This is a genomic window from Paenibacillus sp. NMA1017 (genome assembly GCF_058895805.1).
The window spans coordinates 23677-43977 of the sequence record NZ_JBZXYR010000011.1 but is presented as its reverse complement, the minus strand read 5'-3'; the positions used below and the strand labels follow the sequence as shown (position 1 = coordinate 43977).

21 protein-coding genes are annotated in these 20301 nt (G+C 44.0%); 5 read left to right on the top strand and 16 right to left on the bottom strand.

Features of this window, described 5'->3' with window-relative positions; genetic code table 11:
- The first annotated feature begins 170 nt into the window (after window positions 1–170).
- Window positions 171–899: a DsbA family oxidoreductase gene (locus AC5ELV_RS21475; RefSeq protein ID WP_493431793.1), complete on the top strand. Its 729-nt coding sequence runs from the start codon at window positions 171–173 to the stop codon at window positions 897–899.
- A 94-nt stretch (window positions 900–993) separates the two neighbouring features.
- Here the strand turns inward: AC5ELV_RS21475 and AC5ELV_RS21470 are convergent, their stop codons facing one another.
- Window positions 994–1782 carry an SDR family oxidoreductase gene (locus AC5ELV_RS21470; protein ID WP_493431792.1) on the bottom strand — a complete coding sequence of 263 codons (789 nt, stop codon included), beginning with the start codon at window positions 1780–1782 and terminating at the stop codon, window positions 994–996.
- Window positions 1783–1984: 202 nt separating this feature from the next.
- Window positions 1985–2989, bottom strand: a complete 1005-nt coding sequence (locus tag AC5ELV_RS21465; protein WP_493431791.1) for a copper amine oxidase N-terminal domain-containing protein — start codon at window positions 2987–2989, stop codon at window positions 1985–1987.
- Window positions 2990–3240: 251 nt separating this feature from the next.
- On the opposite strand from AC5ELV_RS21465, the gene AC5ELV_RS21460 reads away from it, so the two are divergent.
- The 3 genes from AC5ELV_RS21460 (at window position 3241) to AC5ELV_RS21450 (ending at window position 5600) form a co-directional block, all read left to right on the top strand.
- Complete coding sequence (locus AC5ELV_RS21460) at window positions 3241–4158, top strand: AEC family transporter (RefSeq protein ID WP_023988934.1); 918 nt, start codon at window positions 3241–3243, stop codon at window positions 4156–4158.
- Between the two features lie 303 nt (window positions 4159–4461).
- The gene (locus tag AC5ELV_RS21455; protein WP_493431790.1) at window positions 4462–4833 is read left to right on the top strand and encodes a transposase; all 372 of its coding nucleotides are present in this window, start codon (window positions 4462–4464) and stop codon (window positions 4831–4833) included.
- 17 nt (window positions 4834–4850) lie between these two features.
- The gene (locus AC5ELV_RS21450) at window positions 4851–5600 is read left to right on the top strand and encodes a class I SAM-dependent DNA methyltransferase (protein WP_493431789.1); all 750 of its coding nucleotides are present in this window, start codon (window positions 4851–4853) and stop codon (window positions 5598–5600) included.
- Window positions 5601–5695: 95 nt separating this feature from the next.
- Here the strand turns inward: AC5ELV_RS21450 and AC5ELV_RS21445 are convergent, their stop codons facing one another.
- The 3 genes from AC5ELV_RS21445 to AC5ELV_RS21435 all read right to left on the bottom strand — a co-directional run bounded on the left by AC5ELV_RS21445 (window position 5696) and on the right by AC5ELV_RS21435 (window position 11101).
- The gene (locus AC5ELV_RS21445; protein ID WP_493431788.1) at window positions 5696–8767 is read right to left on the bottom strand and encodes a cellulose binding domain-containing protein; all 3072 of its coding nucleotides are present in this window, start codon (window positions 8765–8767) and stop codon (window positions 5696–5698) included.
- Window positions 8768–9250: 483 nt separating this feature from the next.
- Window positions 9251–10423: a M20 metallopeptidase family protein gene (locus AC5ELV_RS21440; protein ID WP_493431787.1), complete on the bottom strand. Its 1173-nt coding sequence runs from the start codon at window positions 10421–10423 to the stop codon at window positions 9251–9253.
- Between the two features lie 168 nt (window positions 10424–10591).
- Window positions 10592–11101 (bottom strand): GNAT family N-acetyltransferase, encoded by a 510-nt coding sequence (locus AC5ELV_RS21435; RefSeq protein ID WP_023988942.1) that lies wholly within the window; start codon window positions 11099–11101, stop codon window positions 10592–10594.
- A gap of 116 nt (window positions 11102–11217) precedes the next feature.
- On the opposite strand from AC5ELV_RS21435, the gene xerS reads away from it, so the two are divergent.
- Complete coding sequence (gene xerS, locus AC5ELV_RS21430; RefSeq protein WP_493431786.1) at window positions 11218–12318, top strand: tyrosine recombinase XerS; 1101 nt, start codon at window positions 11218–11220, stop codon at window positions 12316–12318.
- Window positions 12319–12322: 4 nt separating this feature from the next.
- Here the strand turns inward: xerS and mobB are convergent, their stop codons facing one another.
- The 11 genes from mobB to AC5ELV_RS21375 all read right to left on the bottom strand — a co-directional run bounded on the left by mobB (window position 12323) and on the right by AC5ELV_RS21375 (window position 20287).
- A complete protein-coding gene (mobB, locus tag AC5ELV_RS21425; protein WP_493431785.1) occupies window positions 12323–12871 on the bottom strand; it encodes a molybdopterin-guanine dinucleotide biosynthesis protein B in 549 nt (182 codons plus the stop codon).
- Entirely contained in the window at window positions 12868–14145 is a 1278-nt protein-coding gene (locus AC5ELV_RS21420; RefSeq protein WP_493431784.1) for a molybdopterin molybdotransferase MoeA, read from the bottom strand. The genes mobB and AC5ELV_RS21420 overlap by 4 nt, the downstream gene beginning before the upstream one ends.
- A 354-nt stretch (window positions 14146–14499) precedes the next feature.
- Window positions 14500–14631, bottom strand: coding sequence for a hypothetical protein (locus AC5ELV_RS21415; RefSeq protein WP_493431783.1), 132 nt, complete (start codon window positions 14629–14631; stop codon window positions 14500–14502).
- The gene (locus AC5ELV_RS21410; RefSeq protein ID WP_493431782.1) at window positions 14604–15152 is read right to left on the bottom strand and encodes an accessory gene regulator ArgB-like protein; all 549 of its coding nucleotides are present in this window, start codon (window positions 15150–15152) and stop codon (window positions 14604–14606) included. Before AC5ELV_RS21410 ends, AC5ELV_RS21415 begins: the two co-directional genes overlap by 28 nt.
- Window positions 15103–15816, bottom strand: coding sequence for a hypothetical protein (locus tag AC5ELV_RS21405; RefSeq protein WP_493431781.1), 714 nt, complete (start codon window positions 15814–15816; stop codon window positions 15103–15105). The genes AC5ELV_RS21410 and AC5ELV_RS21405 overlap by 50 nt, the downstream gene beginning before the upstream one ends.
- Window positions 15817–16007: 191 nt before the next feature.
- Window positions 16008–16460, bottom strand: coding sequence for an SRPBCC family protein (locus AC5ELV_RS21400; protein WP_493431780.1), 453 nt, complete (start codon window positions 16458–16460; stop codon window positions 16008–16010).
- Window positions 16461–16668: 208 nt separating this feature from the next.
- Window positions 16669–17424, bottom strand: a complete 756-nt coding sequence (locus AC5ELV_RS21395) for a DUF4247 domain-containing protein (protein WP_029517466.1) — start codon at window positions 17422–17424, stop codon at window positions 16669–16671.
- A 13-nt stretch (window positions 17425–17437) separates the two neighbouring features.
- Window positions 17438–17944, bottom strand: coding sequence for a DUF4178 domain-containing protein (locus AC5ELV_RS21390; protein ID WP_493431779.1), 507 nt, complete (start codon window positions 17942–17944; stop codon window positions 17438–17440).
- A 25-nt stretch (window positions 17945–17969) separates the two neighbouring features.
- Window positions 17970–18377: a DUF350 domain-containing protein gene (locus tag AC5ELV_RS21385; protein WP_013310484.1), complete on the bottom strand. Its 408-nt coding sequence runs from the start codon at window positions 18375–18377 to the stop codon at window positions 17970–17972.
- 131 nt (window positions 18378–18508) lie between these two features.
- Entirely contained in the window at window positions 18509–19177 is a 669-nt protein-coding gene (locus AC5ELV_RS21380; RefSeq protein WP_493431778.1) for a PspA/IM30 family protein, read from the bottom strand.
- An 87-nt stretch (window positions 19178–19264) separates the two neighbouring features.
- The gene (locus AC5ELV_RS21375; protein WP_493431777.1) at window positions 19265–20287 is read right to left on the bottom strand and encodes an NADH:flavin oxidoreductase/NADH oxidase; all 1023 of its coding nucleotides are present in this window, start codon (window positions 20285–20287) and stop codon (window positions 19265–19267) included.
- Between the last annotated feature and the right edge of the window lie 14 nt (window positions 20288–20301).

The window sequence follows — 20301 nt, the reverse complement described above, 5'->3', positions numbered from 1 at the left end:
AATATCATAGCATTAATTTTTTGACAAGCATTAATTATTTGCACGTTGAATGTTTTAGCTTTATAATTCTTATTGTAACTAATGAAGTTTCACCTTTATACACATTCTAAAGGGGGGAGCACTACTCCCGGTTACTCAATAAAATACGTATACATGGAGGCTTTTTCCTGATGAATATCGAAGTTTGGTCTGATTATATGTGTCCGTTCTGTTATATTGGCAAACGCCGTTTGGAGCAAGTATTACAGCAATTCTCACATCGCGATGAGGTGCGATTGACATTTAAAAGTTTCGAATTGAACCCGAGTGCTGTGAGAGATAGTGGTAAAACGATCAATGAAGAACTATCAGCAAAATATGGGGTCAGTCTGCAAGAGGCTCAGGCTATGAATGATCGAATGAACGAAAACGCACGGTCTGCGGGTCTTGATTATAATATTCATGGCATGGTGCCAACAAACTCTCTTGATGCTCACCGCTTAACTCTTTGGGCTCAAACACAAGGCAAAATGCTGGAGCTGAGCGAGCGTTTGTTCCAGGCTGTTTTCATCGAAGGCAAGCATACAGGGGATCATGAAGTGCTGGTAGCGCTGGCTACTGAAGTTGGTTTGGATCCAAAGGAAGCGGCCGCTATATTAGCCAGTGACCGTTTTACCAACGAAGTTAGAGCTGATGAAGCCGAAGGCGCTGAGTTGGGTGTTCAGGGTGTGCCATTCTTTGTATTTGATCGAAAATTTGCTGTTTCTGGTGCCCAGCCGGAGGAAGTATTTCATGATGCGCTTCAAAAAGCATGGGATGAACGTTCACCTTTCACCATGATAAGCGGCAGCTCGTCCAAACAAGATGCAGGTGGTGTATGTACCGATGAGGGTTGTGAGCTTCCAGGCCGCGAGAGCTGAACAGTCCTTGAATGAACATTTCCAACTCCCTAAATAAATTTTACAAAAGCGTGCTAGCACCCCATTAAACCTGAGGCTGGCACGCTTCTTTATTTTATAACGATTTAATCATTCCGCCATCCACAAGGATGGTGCTCCCTGTCAAATAGGATGAAGCGGAAGACGCCAGAAAAGCAACAACTTTACCAAACTCTTCAGGCTCTCCATACCGTCCCAATGGAATGCCCTCTTCTGCTTGTTTGCGAATCTGATCCGTCGTTTGCTGAGTTTTCTCAGCTCGATGCTCGTCCAAGCTACGCACGCGATCAGTTGCAATTCTCCCTGGTGCTACAGTATGTACCAGAATATTATGAGGAGCTAATTCCAGAGACAATGTTTTTGCCAATCCAGCAACTCCAGTACGTAGCGTATTTGAAATGATTAGCCCCGGAATTGGTTGCTTAACTGAAGAAGAAGCAATATTTAAAATCCTACCGCTTTGTTGTTTTTTCATATATGGTAACACCTCACGGATCAACCGGATATGACTAAGTAAATTTTGTTCAAAGGCCTGTATCCACACTTCATCTGTAAAATCATCAAAGGTACCGGCAGGAGGCCCACCCGCATTGTTAACCAAGATATCCACGGTGCCAAACAAATCTGCTGTCCGGCGGATGGCCTGGGAGATATGTTCTGGTTTTGTTACATCGCAAACTACATATTCAACGCGGCCACTCGCTGTTTCCAGTAATTCCGCCTGGGTCCGCTGAAGCTCTGCTTCGTTCCGTCCTGAAATGACGACATTTGCACCCTCCCTTGCCAGCTCCCGTGCGCTTGCCTTGCCGAGTCCTTTACTGGAACCTGTAACAAAAGCTGTTTTTCCCGTTAATCCTAAATCCATCTATGACACTCCCTTTTCTCAGTATTCTCTATTTAATTGTACACATGACCAACACATAATGCGAATAGCCTGGTAGTATCATGAAGGCTATCTATCTACTCACCATTAAAAAGAATACAAAATCATTCATTGCAAGATAAAACAAAAAGGCCTGACAATTAGTCAGGGGCCCTTTTGTTTACAAAATTTAGTTTACAGCACGTTATAATGTTGATGCAGGTGTTGTTGTTGACTGCTCGTATACAACAACGGACTGGCTCTCAGGCTCCCATTTAACATTTGTCCCCAAGGCCTCTCCGATTACCCTTACAGGTACCATTGTCGTCCCATCCACTATGGATGCTGGCTGCTCGATAGAATACGGCTGACCGTTAATATATGCTTTGGGACTGTTAACAAATAATTTGACGGACACGCCGTTACGGGTGACAGTAACAGCCTTTTCTTTCGGATCCCAGGAAACCTTTGCATCCAAAGCTTCGGAAGCTATTCTAAACGGAACAAGTGTGGTCCCATTGCGGTTAATCGGTTTGGCATTGAATTCTTCACCATTCACGAACAGCTTCATACCCGACGGCCGTCCGGCCTTCTTCGAGAATTCACCCAACTTTTTGTAGCTGTCCAAATTGGACACATTAGCCAGTATTGCCTCCTCCTGCATGTAAACGGCATCTGTCACATTTCCGTTTTCAGCCAGTAACTCAGCTGCCTCAGTCAGTGCTTTACCAGAATTCCGGATCAATTCAAGTTCAGTAACCTGCTCCGGAGTCAAACGGTCCGGGTATTTCGTAAGCAGCAGATTTGCAATAACCGCTCCTGCCGGCTTATCCTTTGTATTTTCTACCGCGTGAAGCAGACCCTTGTAACCGTTGCGTCCCTTGTGACCATTATGGTCTTTGGACTCCTCGTATGTATCATCCGTTACTGCAACAGGTTCGGTTTTTCTGATTTCTGCGTGTTTGTCTTTTTTACTGTTTTCATCCTTTTTCCCGGTTGCTTTGTCCTCTTGTTTTTTGGACTGATCATTGTCTGATTCATGGGGATTGATTAGCTCTTCCCCGCTCTTTTCATTCCCGTCTTTAACAGACGTTTTTGCTTCCTGTTTGTTCTTCTGAACATTTCCGCGTCCCTGCTTGGCTTCAGCGGTTCCCGCTGCCAATCCAAAGACCAGTATACACGCTAGTAAAGCTGTCCAAGTGTTTCTCATGATGCGATTCCTCCTTATAGTAAAGACCGGGCTCAAATGTCCCTAAATGTAATTAACGGCTTCTCTAAGCTAATTTTTTATCTTTTCTTATCTAATGTGTGAGACACCGCTATAGCTGCAGTCCAGATTGCCAAAACCACTATAAAATTTTATTATACGCCTAACCTATTTACACAGTATAATGAGAATTACACATGCATTTTTAAGAATCAGCCTTTACATTCGCATAATAGAAAGAAGATGAAACAGACATGTTCGGCACCATTCTTTTGGACGTTGTTTTACCTATTTTTGTACTTATCGGTTTTGGTTGTATCATGCAATATTATTTTCGACTGGATTTGTATACCTTAGCTAAAATCAATTTTTACTATATCACCCCCGCAGTTGTGTTTACGGGTCTATATAACTCGGAAATTTCTTTAATGCTCATGGGTGAGGTTTCACTTTTTTATGCCTTGTACATAGCTATTCTGTACGTAATCAGCACTACCGTCGCCAGATCTCTGAAATACAGCCCCGGAATGCGTGGAGCTTTTACAAACAGTGTAATGCTAGATAATTCAGGAAATTATGGTCTGCCAATCAATCAGTTGGTTTTCAAAGGTGATCCGCTGGCCATTTCCGTTCAAGCTCTGATTATGACCTTTCAAAGCTTTGTCACATTTACATACGGTACTTTTGTTGTGCAAAACGGCAAGGCCAACACTCGAAAAATATTAATTAACTTTTTTAAAATGCCTGTTCCTTATGCGCTTGCGCTAGGTTTGCTCCTAAATCTACTGCATAGTCCGTTGCCTAATTTACTGGCTGAACCTTTGAATTATATTAGTCAGTCGATGGTTGCCGTGGCTCTGCTTACTTTGGGAGCACAAATTGTGCAGTATCCCTTTCGTTTGCGCCGGACAGCCGTGTACATCAGTATGGTACTACGCCTGATTGCTGGTCCAATGGTCGGTTTTATGCTCGTCTTGCTGCTGGGTCTTAAGGGGATTCCCGCTCAAGCATTGCTCATTGCATCGGGTATGCCTACCGGCGTTAATACAAGTATTTTGGCAGAAGAATATAAAAATGAACCCGATTTTGCCGCACAAACAGTATTACTTTCTACGATTGTGAATGTCATTACGATGACACTGTTAATTTCAGCATCCCGGCATCTTGTTTGAGGTGTATGATAAATATAAAAAATGGATTATAGACGCTTTTTGTCTAAGGACAGGAGCGTTTCTTTTTCGAGATAAAGGAACATATGTTCCCCAATGGTATTTCTTTTTTCTACTTAAAGAGGTGGTTTGTTTGTTTTGTGGAGATCGTATGCAAGAAAGATTTTTTTCACTATTATGAATTTTTCATATAGTGAAATAATTATATAATTTAAGTTGAATCTCTATTAGGGCGTGTATTCAAACTATAAAACAAAGTTAAACCGTGTAAATTAAGAAGTATGAAGAGACGATACGGAATCCAAGATGATCAGACCATTGTTCGTGTCCATCAGCATGGAGCCGGGGCAAAAGGGGGCAGTATTTTCTCAGGCCATAGGAAGATCCCGAGACGGACTGACCACTAAAATTCACGCCGTTGTGGATAATCCGTTGCGCCTAGAGTTGACAGCCGGACAACGTCACGATTCGGTCATGGGCTATGAAATGCTGAAGTCGGTGAATTTAACCCAAAAACAAGTCGTGGCCGACCGGGCTTATGACACGAATCGGATTCTCAAACTCTTAGAAGAGCAAGAGGCAACTCCAGTGATTCCCAGCAAGAAAAACCGTCGAGTACAGCGGAAATGGGACATGGATGGTATAATGAAGACTGATTTAAAGAAATCTGTATTGTAGTGAAGGGATGATTCGTATTGATAGATCACGATAATCTTGAAGAGTATCGAGACCCGATTAATTATGATCTTGAATTTGGCGACGAGACTAATAAATACAATTTCTATCTTGATATTGCTAGATTGAACCCAGGCGAGGTTTTGGAACTTGCATGTGGTACAGGATTGACAACCATTCATTTATCAAAATCAGGGATACATATAACAGGTGTTGATATTTCTTTATCGATGCTTGAATATGCTCGGGTTAAAGCTCAAGGTTTGCCTGTGGATTTTATTGAAGCTGATGCTCGTACATTTGATTCCGAAAAGCGTTTTTCCATGATTTATTTGACAGGAAATGCATTCCAGTCATTTTTGAGTGATGAGGATCAACGAGCCTTACTCGAAACCGTCTACAAGCACCTAGAGCCAAATGGGATGTTTGTTTTTGAAACACGAAACCCCTTGGGAACCGATTTATCCAACCAAGAGGAAAGCATCTGGGGAAATTTTATCGATAAGGATGGAATAAAAGTCAAGGTATCTGGGACACAGTCGTATGATTCAAGTAACCAGATCATGCACTGGGTCACGTTCCGTGATTGGGGATCGGAGAAAACAATTTCTCGAATTGCATGTCGCTTTACTGATAATGACACGCTTCAGCGTTTATTAACGAGCCACGGCTTTTGTATCGAAAATCAATATTCGAACTGGGATAAAACACCGTTCACTCCTTTATCTCCATCCATCATTAGTGTTTGTCGAAAAAAACATGGAGCCTAAAACGAATAATCCCGGAAAGAAAAATCGCCGAGTCATCAATAATAAAGCCAGCTCACTCATTAGAGTGGCTGACTTAGGATTATCCTTATTAAGATTTAGGGCTCAATTCCCCATTGCTTGCTTCCAGACAGGTAAGCGGTTATTTTAGCAAAATCTTGTAAACTGTTGGCTGTGGGATTAAATGAATAATCATCGGTTTGTGTGTAACTGCTCCAGTCCTCTTTGGATATCCGGGTTTGCAACTCCACACTTTGACCGGGCTCTAAAGAACCCGCAGCCGATTTAAACCCAATTTCAGCATAATAATCTGCCCCTGGTTTCGCATTGGATAATGTTTTGAAGCTAGCAATCACATTCCCTGTGCCGACGCTCGACCAATCCGTGAAGAAATTTTGTGCTTTCTCCCCGTTAATGGTGTAATAATAACGCAATGTCACATCTGCTAGGGGGATTGATGAGGTTCCCGTATTGGTTATTTTAAATTTGGAACTGATTGTATTGCTTGTGGCGGATACATTCCCATTGAAGGCTTGCACCTTCAGAACGCCCTCGCCTGTTCCCGGCTCACTTGGCGTATCCCCTTTCACCGTAATCGTGAACAACGCATCAGTGCCTGTACTAAAATGGAAGTTGAGCGTGGTCTCTCCTTTAGGAAGTTTCGATAAATACTTGTTAGTAAGAACGACCGTTTCTTCACTAACCGTATAATCTTCACCCTTGTTCAGCACCACGCTCCCCTGCTTGATCGCTTCTAGCGTATTACCGTTAAGTCTAAGCTTCACAGTAATATCGGTATTGCTATTATCTACTCCATAGGTTGCAGTCGTTGGTGTAATACTTGCTTGCCCGGTAGATGGCTGATCACCACCCACACGATCTGCCACCAGAATGCCGCGGCCATTCGTTCCCAGATAAGCACGTCCATAAACCCGAGGGTCCCCAACAATTTTGGTCACTCGAGCATATTGATGCTTGTCATCATTAATGCGCGCCCAGTTTGCGCCAGCATCGTCCGAACGGTAAAATCCACGTGTACCATCTATTTTACCAACGATAAATACCGCTGCATTCGTACGGTTCGGCGCTGCCTTACCAAAGCCTACAAAATCCGCTTCCTGCACATTAGAGAGCTTGGTGAACGTAGCGCCGGAATCCTTGGAATGCCATAAGCCATATGGCCCTCCATCCTCGGAGCCTCCGGCGAACCATACATCTCCTTCTGCTCCTCGTACAGCATCAATATCAGCATTGCCTGCTGTCGGTAAGCCAGTTACCGCTGATGGCGTAAAGGATACGCCTCCATTGGTGCTCACATATATTTTCCCGGAGGCAAATGCGTAATATTTATTAGGGTTTACTCGGTCAGAGACGATCTTTGCATTCGCTGGAATCCCTGTGCTTGCTGTCCATGAGTTGCCGCCAGTTTTGGAGTAGAACACACCTTTGTCTGATGTACTCCACAGCAAGCCATTACCATCTGCCGCTACGGCGATGCTGCCCCCTCCTGCTGTACCGGAAGGCTCGCTATTTGCTTTATACCAGTTGGCTCCGCCATCATTGGAAAAACCGATGGATTTAGCATTTGAATCTTTTTTGTAATCCGCTTTACCTACCCGGGCCATAAAAGAAGGATTCAGCTCGGCATAATCAATGCTTTCACTACTTGTAAAAGTCGGATTATCCAGCATTTTAGCTGGAGCCTTGAATAAATCGTCATGTCTGAATCCAGAGACATCACCTACTGCGCTCACCAATGGCGCGCCAGTTGGAGGGCTCACCAGATCCAAAATCGCCGTTTCTTCTACCCCTTTAGCGGCTACTGAAATATCCAGCTTTCCGCCTTTATCCCAATTGGTCAGATTTTTAGAGCCATAAATCGTAGCTCCGGTGCCGTACAACATATGGTCTGAATTAAATGGATCTATCTCCAGATCTCCGATCATCCAGCCCAGCTTGGGCGATGCTTCTGGTGGGGCAGGGTTGGCATTGAAAGTCAGCCAAGGCGCACCGCTTATATCCAGATTATATCTCAGCTTGCGATTCGGATAACCATTAAATTCCCAAATAGGACTCCAAGTTGCTCCACTATCCGTGCTGCGGTAAATCGTTTCATCCGGCCACCAGGCATTCAACGTAGCAACCATAAGTGTACCTGGCTTCTGCACATCCACCGTCAGTCCACCATATCCAAAATGATTGTCCGCGCTGCTGCTACCAATGGGGCTAATGTTAGTCCACTGCCCACTTGCTGTATTCAATTTCCACAGTTCACCCTTTGATCCATCATATGGACCTGCTCCATCGCTATAAGAAATATACAGGTTGCCGTCCGGTGATAACACACCGTGATGTGGCAAATAGCCCGTAGGCTGTCCCGCTATAGCAGACCAGGTTGTTCCGCCATCTGTACTGCGATAGACACTTTGCTTTTTATCTGCAACACCTACATAGATCGTCTGCGTTGCTTTACTGGAAGAGCCTGTTTTTTTGTCAAAGGTGATCCAGGCCAAACCGACAATGTCGCTGGTATATTCATTGGAAGGGTCCTGTACATACGTCCCTGCATTCGGGAAACTGCTCACCTTGCTCCAAGTTGCTCCGAAGTCAGAGCTTTTCCATAGTCCATTACCACTTCGAGCCCCAAAGAACAAAATATTATTCTTATTTGGATCAATTGTCAGACGTTCACCCATTGAACGCCCCGGCATATTGCCCCCCACCTTAAAAGGAAGCTTGGTTGTCTGCCACGTATTACCCCTGTCGGTGGAACGCATAATCTGCCCGTTTTCTTTATCCCATGAATTAGTATACGTGCCTGTAGCTATATATACACGATTCGGATCAATAGGATCAGTCGCTAGTGCATCGACACCATTTTTGTTCCAATCCTCCCAGCCCACAGAATCCGTCAGCGGAATCCAACTCTCATTGGCAGCATTCCAGCGGTAAGCTCCTCCAATATCTGTACGGGCATAGATCAGGTCTTTTTCCGTTTCATTAAAAATAATGCCAGGTACAAAACCACCACCTCCACCCGTAACGACACTTTTCCAACTGTAATCGTCACTTGTAGCAGCATGAGCCGGCGCTATCATTCCTGTCCAGGAAGCACCCGCTACCACAAGCGCCAAACAAGCAATTCTCAACCTGTTTTTTGCCTTAGTCAATGAATTCAACCTCCTTCTTCATTATCATTTGAATATGCGAGTCATTTTGAGATAAAAAGTAATCAGCAGATTCTGAATTCGTTCCTATCGTTATCGTTGCTTCTCACAAATCTGACAAATGTTTTCTCAGGCTCACCCCCATTCAATCAATAAATACGGTGCAGCACTAGTCTTGTTAGCGCTTACATTGATGTCTTGCTCAATAGATTCGTCATCTTTTTCTCATTTCCTTGTGCGAAAAATCAAGATAATGCAATATAATCTTCTACTCCGCAGCTTATAATATGAGGTTTGGACTTCCTTCAGAGTTAACACCTTTTATTTATTACTATTATGAATTTTTCATATAGTGAATTAATTACTTTGTTTTCATTCTTTATGGGTGTCAAAATACTTGGATTTACAACAAAAAAACCGCGCTAAGCGCGGTTCCAGCTTCAGTTGCTTCCGTTAATACTGTCGTCAGTCATAAACATATGCATATTATTGCAAGTATTCAAGCGCCAGAGCTAAAAAAATATGTCCTGAGACGAGCAATGCTCGCTCATCAAAATCAAAGTGAGGATGGTGATGAGCAAAATGCGTTCGTTCATCCTCATTGCGTGCGCCCACATGAATGAAGGCTCCCGGTCGTTGCTCCAAATAATAAGCAAAATCCTCTGCTCCCATGACCGGCTTCAAATCCAAAAAAGCGTCTGCTCCATATAGTCTGCCGATGAGCTCGCGTACACGTTCCGTTTCGGCTTCGGCATTCACCAAAGAAGGATAGCCATTCAGATAGTTAATTTCGTATCCGGCATGATAAGCTTCAGTCAACCCCTTGACAATACTGCGAATTTCATTCTCGACTTCCTTACGCACTTCCTTATTAAACGTACGTACGGTGCCTTCAATTTTGGCCTTATCCGCAATCACATTAAAAGCAGTTCCAGCTTGAAATACCCCAATCGTTAACACTGCTGATTCAATAGGGTCCACCCTGCGACTAACCACCTGCTGCAACCCGTTCACAATTTGACTGCCGATAACAATAGAGTCCACCGTCTGATGCGGTCGTGCGCCATGCCCGCCTTTACCGTTGATCTGGATCGTAAACGCGTCGACAGCCGCCATGGCTGGCCCACTCTTTAATCCAATTTTACCAAGCGGAATTTCAGATGCAAGGTGAATACCATATACCGCCTCCACCCCATCCAGACAGCCATCCTCAATCATAAACTTGGCACCGCCAGGCGGTTTTTCTTCCGCATGTTGAAAAATAAACACAAGCTTTCCCTTCAGCGCCTCACGGTTATGGCTCAACACGCGTGCCACTCCAAGTAAAGCGGCCGTGTGACCATCATGTCCACAGGCATGCATAACACCCGGAACAGTCGATTTATAAGGCACATCTTTTTCATCCTGAATGGGAAGCGCATCAAAATCAGCACGAAACGCAATCGTTCTACCTGGCTGACTGCCTTCTAAAAACCCGAGCACACCGTTTCCACCCACATTCGTTCTTACCTCAATGCCAAAAGAGCGCAATTGATCGGCGATAAAAGCAGACGTATTCGTTTCTTCAAAAGAAAGCTCGGGATGCTGATGTAGATGTCTTCTCCACGCAATCAGCTCTTGTTCACCATCTTTTAATTCCTGAACCCATTTTTCTAGCATAATACCCTCTTTTCCTATTGAATTTATACATTTCTATCCTTATCTTACCATGAACGGCCTGTAGAACGTAGCTCTCTTATCATAGAAGACTTGAATTGACAACAAAAAAGAGCCGATAGGATACTCTCCCCGACTCTTTTTCATTACTGACTTTCTATTTCGAATTTTTCAGGTATTGAAAAACTGACTTATATTCCCTCTTACCGGATGTGTCTGTTCCCTGTACTCACCTTTCGTATAGCTTCCAATCACCTTACGCCAAAAAGATTGTGCCGGCCTATTTGTGCTCATTTGGGTCACCTTCCAACGTCCGTTAAAACGTCCAAATAGCTCATGAGCCGCCCAAGTCCCAACCCCATTATGCCGATAAGGACGAAGTACAAAGAACTCAGCCATGTAGTAGTCAGCTTCTCGATTGCTGGACATTCGGTCAACGAGTGCAAAGCCCACAGGAATATCCTGTCTCCAAATCAGAAAAGGCAGCTTCTGTTCACCGCTCGTCCAATATTGATACAAGTCTGGATAAGCCGGGAATGTCCCCTTCTCAGTGACATCAATTCGAAGATAGGCTGTAAAATCATATAAATAAAATTGCATGAGCTGTACAATAATGTCCTTTTGCGACTCCGGTACACTCTTAATAGACAGCTTCAGTTCCGATTTGATATTATACCCCATACTTTCACCTCTCTTGGCGGTTCAATCTGTTCTTTAACTTCGAATTACATCCCATCCAGTGCTGTTCAAAATATGCTAAAATACATATATATTATGACCGGACGAGGTGGAACCCAATGAATATACAAAAGATCATCGACCGGCGCAAATTAGATGAAAAAATGCCGGGATTACCATGGTATGTACAGCAATTTATGGATTATAAGCTGCCCGACCTGTCCCCTTCCACACTACTAGAATATGTGCGGGATTATGAAGCTTTCTTTTCATGGCTTCGCTCGGAAGGCTTGTCTACCGGAGAAACGAATGCCCAAGTTACACTTGAAGAGTTGGAGACACTTCATATGGACAGTATTACAGGCTTTCGATTATTCCTGTCTACTAAGCGCGAAGGCTCTAACTCCCGTATAACCATTTCACGTAAGCTATCGTCTCTTCGTTCGCTTTTTCATTATTTAAGTCAGATCGCTGAGGATGAAAATTTTTATCCATTGCTCAAACGCAACATTATGGCCAAGGTCGAAATCAAGCGTATACATAAACCCAAGGATACGGCGGCCAAGCTCAAAGGTAAAATACTGGAAGAGGAAGAACTGCTTGAATTCATCGGTTATATTTATGAAGGCTATGGCCAGGATTTGGCCGATAACAAGCAGGCGTTATACTCCTATGAACTAAATAAGGAACGGGATGCTTGCATCGCCAGCCTCATTTTGAACTCAGGCCTGCGCGTATCTGAAATCGTCAATCTGAATCTGGATGATTTAGACATAAACAATAAATTATTATATGTGTACCGCAAAGGCAATAACGACGAAACCTTTAAAACGCCGGTGTATTTCCGCGAGCAATCCAAAGATGATCTCGTACTTTATTTGTCCCTGAGGCATACCCGTTACCGCGCTCCAAAAAAAGAAAAGGCTCTCTTTGTCACACGTCCTAACGGCAGTAAAGAAGGCAAACGAATGACCAAAAGAGCGATTCAGGCTATGATCATCAAGTACGCCAAACGGTTCGGCAAGCCTTACCTTACCGTGCATAAGCTTCGTCATTCCTTTGCTACTGATTATTATTTACAAAATGATATTTACAAAACAAAGGAACAGCTGGGGCACGCTTCGACAGAAACAACAGAAGTGTATGCTCACCTGACTGACAAAACCATGTCTCAGGCGATCGAACGGCGGGTAGAGACTCTAACCGACTCAGCCGATTGATGTCTCACCCCTGCTCATTCCTCATTCCTTCTATCTGCTTTTGAATCTGTTCGAATAGCCAGCGGCCTGCGGGTCCGTTGGCCTCGGCAGGAAATATCTGTATCATTTCATCTGAGTAGTGACTTTGAGCCCAATCCATTTGATGCTCCCAAACCGCTATTCCCTGTACATTTGTCAGCTTATCGGTAAGCTGAGCATCCGATTGTTCCCGCACCATGACCAGCTTCGGATAATCCTCCTGCTTGAAGCCTTCCAGCAACACACAATCATAAGCCTGAAAATGCCGGATCAGTCCGGTGACAGGCTGACTATTCTCCTCTAAAATGGCTGTTCTTCCAGCCGAAACAATAGCTACGCCTTCAGCACCCGCCTGTCGGTGCTTGTACGTATCTGTACCCTCATGATCCATTTCAAATTCATGTCCATCATGCTTAATCACCGCTACGCGTAGACCTGACTTCTTCACATAACGAATCAATCCTCCGAGAAAGGTCGTTTTTCCCGTATTTTTGAATCCGACGATTTGACATACAAATGGATGTTTCGTATTCACGTCACCTGTCCACCTTGTAACACCAGTACACGCACCTCTTCACCTTCGTGTAATCCTTCTGTTGTGGGAGGAATCACGATCAGACAGTCGCTGTCCTTAATGGTCACCATGACACTGGATTCATCTGCTCGCGCAGGAATCGCGTATACGTGCCCACCACGTACCTCCAAAGAGCTGCGTACAAAGCGTGTATAGTTGTTTACCTTCGTATAATCTGCGCCTAACTTCGCCGTCCAGGTTTGTAAATATGGATGTGCCGAAGATAACATCATTTGGATCGTCGGCCGTACAAACAGCTCACAACCTACAAAGCACGCACCCGGGTTGCCTGAAAGCGCAAATAACAGCTTGCCGTCAATCACTGCGGCTGTGGTCACACTTCCTGGACGCATCGTAACCTTGTTGAACAGCATATTCACCTCTTCCTGTCGTACCAGGTCACCCATAATATCAAAATCCCCCACCGATACTCCTCCACTCGTAACCACGATATCATAGGCAGCTATCGCTTCACGTACAGAGGTACGGGCAAGGCTCAAATCATCATGAATGGCTTGTAAAATGAACGGCTCTCCTCCTGCCTCTCTAATTTGAGAAGCCAGCATATATGTATTACTATTTCGAATTTTCCCCGGTTGTAACGGCTCATCCACTGCAAGTAATTCCGATCCTGTAGAAAAAACGGCCACCCTTGGCTTCCTGTAAACAGGTACCCGATGTACTCCAAAAGTAGCCAGAACCGAGATGTGCCCCGCTCCCAGGCAGGTTCCCTTACTAAGCAAAAGCTGACCTTCCTGAATCTCATGACCAATCTGTGTCACATTTTTGCCAACTTCTATACGCTTCTTCAAGCCGACATATGTCTGTCCATCTTCCTCACGCAGCTGTGTCGCTTCCAGCATGACAACCGTGTCCGCCCCTTCAGGTAATTGTGCTCCTGTCATGATGCGGGCAGCCATTCCAGACTCCACCTGCTTGTCCGATACGGTGCCACATGGAATTTCATCAATCACATGTAGCCAGATTTCCTGACCGGACGAGCACATTTCGATGTCCGAGCCAAGGATCGCATAACCGTCCATACCTGAGCGACGAAAACGGGGATACGGGTGTGGTGCGGTCAAATCCATTGCCAAATAACGTCCATGCGCCTGCTCCAACTCTACGTCTTCCCTTTCACCCTGTTTAACATGGCTAGCTATCCTGCTTTGTGCCTCTTCCACCTGAACTGCTTTACGCTGAAATTTTTCTGCATTTAATGATGTATGATTCATAATCTCACTCCGTTCTTCTAAAATGCCCTCTTTCTGTTATAACGCTAAAACCGTTATCTGGCAAATCGGGGCGGTATTTAGAACGTCAAACTCGGCTGTTTTTCCCCGTGCTGCTGCATGTTTTGGGCTTACTATATAAGCATGTTGGCAATAAAAATAACCCGTGAATTCCACGGGTCATTTCCATAACTTTTTAAGTGCTTCAAGCTTATTATGAGAAATAGAGCAAGTGAAGCTTCGAATCGTACCAGGCCTTCAAATGCGTTAGACTCGATCTCACAGCTGAAAAGCTTACAAGCCTATGCGGTTAGCCCGATCGTATAAGAACAATGTCTAGAGTAACGCGGTACATAATCAGTTCTTTTCTTTTTTCATGAGCTCTGCCGGTATCGGTTTAGCGCCAAATACTGTTTTTTCGCTTTTGGTAGATTCGTTAGCGTACTTTCCCAGTCTTAAATTTAAAGCTCTCGCCAATTTCTTATCCATTTTCGTTCACCTCCTTTCCATAAAGGAAGAATACTGAATGCTTGAATAGCTAAAGATAAGCATATAATGTGGGATTGTACAAAAAAATTCACCGCACAAATCAAAACACATACCGTTTTATAATATTTGTGGTTATTGGTCTTATGAATATAAATAAAATGATTGGGTGCATAAACTAAGAACACTAATACTGAACAAGCATTAATAATCAAAATCGTTGATAAATTTAAAGAGACGAGAGGTATAGTTACACATATTGCCGTTGTAAAACAGACACAAAATGTAAGATTACTGAAGTGTGCTCCTCCTGAAAATCTTCTTACAAACATGATAGTAACAAGAACCAATAACGACTCCAAAAAATGCCCGGTCATCCAAGCGATAACCGCAACCATTAGTATCGACGATGCTTCGGTAATTTTTATACCAAGCGCATACTCCATTACTTCTACACTTGTTGGACCCTCAGGATCAGCTTTTTTTATTTCCGTTGCGATGTACCTTGATAGCGCTTCTAGCATCCTCATAATCTCCTCTCTCTGAAAAGAAATACGACAAGCCGAAAGTAAGCAATGAAATGGATAGTAATCCTATGGTATTTGAGCTATAGAGCATATACAAAGTAATAAAAATGGTGACAGCTGATATTAGAGCACCTAGAATCAACATTTTATTTAGGGATGATAAGTAATTTTCAGCTCTTAAAAAATCATGTGGAGGCTGAATTATAAACGAAAAACCAAAGTTATATCTTCCCATTATATAAGAAATAAAGCACGCAATAATAATAGATGATAACTGAATAACGTAAATAGAAGAGCCAGAAGTATCATTAATAGCACCTGGTTCTGCTACTCCGAAAAAATTCGCAAACAGAAATACAAAAAGTTGTAGGTTTATGTAGGCCGTTAGACCAGAACCAGCAGAAAAAGCTGCTAGATGGGTTTTGATCCCTAAACCGAATCTAAAAAAGATAACCATTAACAAATACTGAAGCGGCAAATCTAATTTAGGCAAGCCTATAACTTCCCTCATTAGGAAGGAAAACAAAGCTATGCCAATTGCATAAAATAAAATTTTTCTGCGATATTCCCTCACGGGAAGCATATAAAGCTTTAAGACCAACATAACAGCGGCCAAAGCATCGAATACACCAAGTAATATATATAAAAAAGCAGATAACACAGATACACCATCCTCTTATTTCGCCTGTTGTAATTGTATATTTTACTAATAGATGTGGCAATGAAATAATCTAGTAAACTGGTAATATTTGTTTTTATGTAAGGTAAATATTTATTTTTGTCATCAAAAAATATAAAAAGAACGATTTTAAAATCGTCCTCTTTTGCACCTCTAGTCTGTAACCTTCTGAATTATCTATCTGGCAGCATCCTTTTGTCGAGCTGTTCAAGTACAAGCGGCCAAGCCTGCTCATGTTGGTTTCTTGAATTCTCGTCTGGAAAACCTGCATGCGTTAAGTAAAGATGCGTGCCATTACCGCGAGGTTTAAGCTCAACAGTGAGAACTGTTTCAGCTCCCTTGGTGCCGCCTTCGCCAGTAATCCAAGTCAGCTCGATAAGTCGGTTTTGCTCAAGTCTTAGAAATCTTCCGTAATGTGGATGACGCTTCCCTTCAAAATGCGTTTCGAAAAAGAAGGTCGTGTTCACTTCGGCCTCCATTAATACTGATCCTGGGGCTGCAAACCAACTGTCAAACTGCTTCGTCCACGCCTGATACAGAACATTCGGAGAACACTCCATTTTCCGTTCCACCACTAGATTAAATGGTCTTTGTGAAAGATCTGGCCAAGAAATAGATAGTACCATTTAATTTTCAATCCTTTCAATCAAACAGAGTTTTGATTATCTCTACATTATTATATCCATAAAGTGTAAGTTCAGTGTGATGATGAATTGGTCTATGGTAAGGTAGCGCTCGATAATCACCATATTACCTCTATAAATAAAAAAGGAACTGTGCATCAGTACCACAGTTCCGCGAATCTTTTGTTTTCAAATAAATTGACGATACCCATCATCGTCGACTTCGTCGGCTGATTTTACCTGAACCGCTACGTGTTTTGGGCTTACTATAAGATTTACGCGGCGAATCAAATATGCTGGAACCGCCGCTGTCGCTCCGGTCACGTGAAATCGAGCCTCTGCTCGGTGAACTGCTGGACCCTCTGTCGAACAAACTTCCGCTTGATCCAACGCTGGAATCCGAATTCTTTCCTCTACGGGTAACCGAACCTTTCCGCTCCACCGTAATCGGCGGAATCGCCTTTTTCTCCTGCACTGTAGGAGCACGATATTGGCCCTGAGAAGGTCGGTATACATCTCTGCTGGAGTAGCCCCGATAGGAGCCTGAACCACGCAACGAATCAAACAGAGCATCCAGCACAGTTGCAGTTAAATATCCTTTTAGAAAGCTTGAACTGTAATTTTGTTCGACATACTTTTTACTGTCAATTTCAATGAGTGTATCTTCCTTCTTAGCTGGATCTTGCTGCAAATGGTACCACTCATCGCTATATACCAGAAACATCCGCTCATTGCTCTGCGGTGACATTTGTTCCGGTGTACGCTGTTCTTTCAATTCCTCCGCTACTTCCGGGACTGTCTTGCCAGCTGCCCGGTATACATACGAGGTTGAATTTCCGCTGCCACTAACCGATTCCAGCGGATACGTATCCTTTACACTTGGCGCGCCGCAGCCGCTTAACACGGATACGAACAAGCTCAGCGCCACAAAGACCTTTAATGCATACTGCCAGGTGCGTTTGCTCATGTGTAACCCTCTCCTAGCTTGCCCGAATAACCTTGACGTCTCCGGTAATCACTTCTTCTCCTTCATAAAGCATAAAGCGACCGTCCTGCCACTCTACCCGCAACAGATGGTAATTATCAGACTGGTACTGCCAAACATGCTGCTCTCCACCCTGTCGGAAAGGAGCACGGCCCATGACAGTAACATGTCCAGAATACTGCTCCTCCAAGTGATACGTTGTATCATCCAGCTCTAAAATAGTCGGCACTTCCTCGGGATTGTCAAGTCTGCCGTCGATGGCTTGATATAGTCCGAATTGCAGTGTTTCCCGTTCCTCAATATGAAGATAACTGACTTGATTACCATCCTGGAGCGTCAAAACAACGGCATTCCGGGCACGATTATGTACACGACCTACCACTTCATAGGTGACAAGCGACACTTCACAGATATCACCTGGATTTAAGTGAAGCATGCTTTTCTCTGCTTTTGGCGGCTCCGGCTTAGCAAATAGATTTGAAATTCGTTTCCACACACCCATGGTTATATTCCTGCCTTTCCTTAGCCTAGAAGCATGCTGTAATGATCAAGGCGCCAACCAGATGCAGCGCTCCTGAAAACAGACCGAAACCAATTTTACCTTCCTGTGTACCTTTATCCAGATCAAACTGGGCCCAGTACCGCAACAGCAGACGTACAATAACTTCCAAAACAAGCAGGATGACAAAGGCGATCACAGAATACACAAGCGCTTCGAGCAAATTATTAGCTGTAGCGATAGAGCCTGACAAAATATAGCCTTGTGCAACCAGCTTCATAATCATTCGTACCGTTACGGCCATATTTCCAGCTTTCACTTCGGCAAAATCCTTATACTTCGTAAATAAAGAGTCGACATACATTAATGCGAAGATCAAAATAGCTCCCGCACCAGTCCATACAAGCATTGCTTTCATCGTTTCTAAAAAATGCATTTCATACCATCCTCCACATCTTCTTGACCTTCATATAATGTTTGACGCCTGCGGGCAGGGAAAAGCGAAGGAGAAAACGTTTCTCCTTCGCTTCCTGAGCAATCACACTTGGCGGCACTGCTTAAATGTTCTTATTTATTTTCGTATTGCTTCAACAAAGCGGCAAGCTCATCGTCCACGGCGCTTTTCTTATCCAGCTCTTTGAACTCCTCATCCAACGATTTTTCCTTAGATGACATTTCGTTGCTCGCTTCGGCACGTGCTTCTGCTTGCAGCATTTTTTCTTCCATACGCTTCAATCCGGCAGTTGCCGTATCAGAGCTAAAACCGTTCATAGCTTTGTTAATTTCAGTTTGCGCTTTAGCTGCGTTATAACGGGCAACCAGTGTCTCGCGCTTGTTTTTCATTTCTGTCAGCTGTCTGCGCATTTCATCCAGCTTGCCACGCAGGTTATCGGCTGCAGCTTTGTTCTGTTCGTAACCAGCTTTGAACTCGATCATTTTTTGTTCAGCAGATTTCTTTTCTTCCAGCGCGCGACGAGCCAGATCTACATTTTGTGCTTTTGCAGCGGTATGTGCCTGTTCTTCGCGTTTCTTTACCAAAGCAGCCTGTTCTTCGTATTGCTGTTTGAACCTCTTTTCAATAGCAATTTGAGCGGCTACCGCTTTCTCTGCATCTTCCAGGTCCTCTTGCATATCACGAATGTATTGATCCGTCATTTTAATTGGATCTTCTGCCTTGTCGATAATGGCGTTAATGTTGGACATTGTAAGATCTCTTAATCGTTTGAAAATAGACATGTGAAGTTCCTCCTAGAGTTGAATGCTTAAATTTTAAGCTCTGTACACATGTTTACGCAAGCTTTGCAAAGAGGGTTTCAAAAATATCTAAAAGCCGCGCAAGTAAGGCTCTGGGATGTCGGCCTGTACTTTTAGCTCCCGCGATGCGTGCAACGCCCAATAGGGATCACGCAGCATGGCACGGCCTATTGCTACCAGATCAGCTTCTTTCTGCTGAACAACCCGACGGGCGTCCTCATAATCATCCAGTAAGCCAACAGCAATTACAGGTACGTTCAGCTTTTCACGAATGGTATGAGCCAAGTCCACCTGGTAGCCGGCACGCGCAGACGGGCCTCCGCCAGAGCCAATCGGACCCTCACCACCAGAAGAGATATGGAAAATGTCCACGCCCGCATCACGATATCGTTCCCCTACGCCTGTTATGTATTCCACATTATATCCATCCTCGACGTATTCTTTGGCAGATATCCGCATAAGCACAGGCATATCAGCAGGAAGAACCTCTTTAACAGCATGTATGACTTCAACACCGAACAGTGACAAATCCTGCCCATATTCATCTTCTCTGGTATTTGTTAAAGGCGAATGGAATTGATGGATCAGATAGCCGTGAGCGCCATGTATCTCAACCGTATCAAAACCGGCTTCCACCGCGCGGCGCGCACCTTCTTTGTATGCCTGAACCAGTTCCCTGACTTCAGCTGTCTTTAAGGCGTGCGGCTTTTTAAAGCGTTCACTAAAAGGAATTGAGGACGGACCCACAGGTTGTTCAGCATCTTCAGCCTTGCGTCCAGCGTGGCCTAGTTGAATGCCAATTTTGGCACCATACTTGTGTACTTCCTCTACAATCTTACGATATGCAGGAATATGTTCGTCACTCCAAATACCTAAATCACGATCCGTAATACGTCCATTAGGATGAACCGCTGTCATTTCCACAATAATAAGTCCAGTACCTCCTACTGCTCGGCTCACATAATGGACATGATGCCAATCCGTCGGATTTCCGTCCTCGGCCTCCACACTGTATTGGCACATCGGGGGCATGACAATCCGATTTTTTAAAGAAAGCCCCTTTAATTGATAAGGAGTAAACAAGTCGGTCACTTTTATCCATCCTT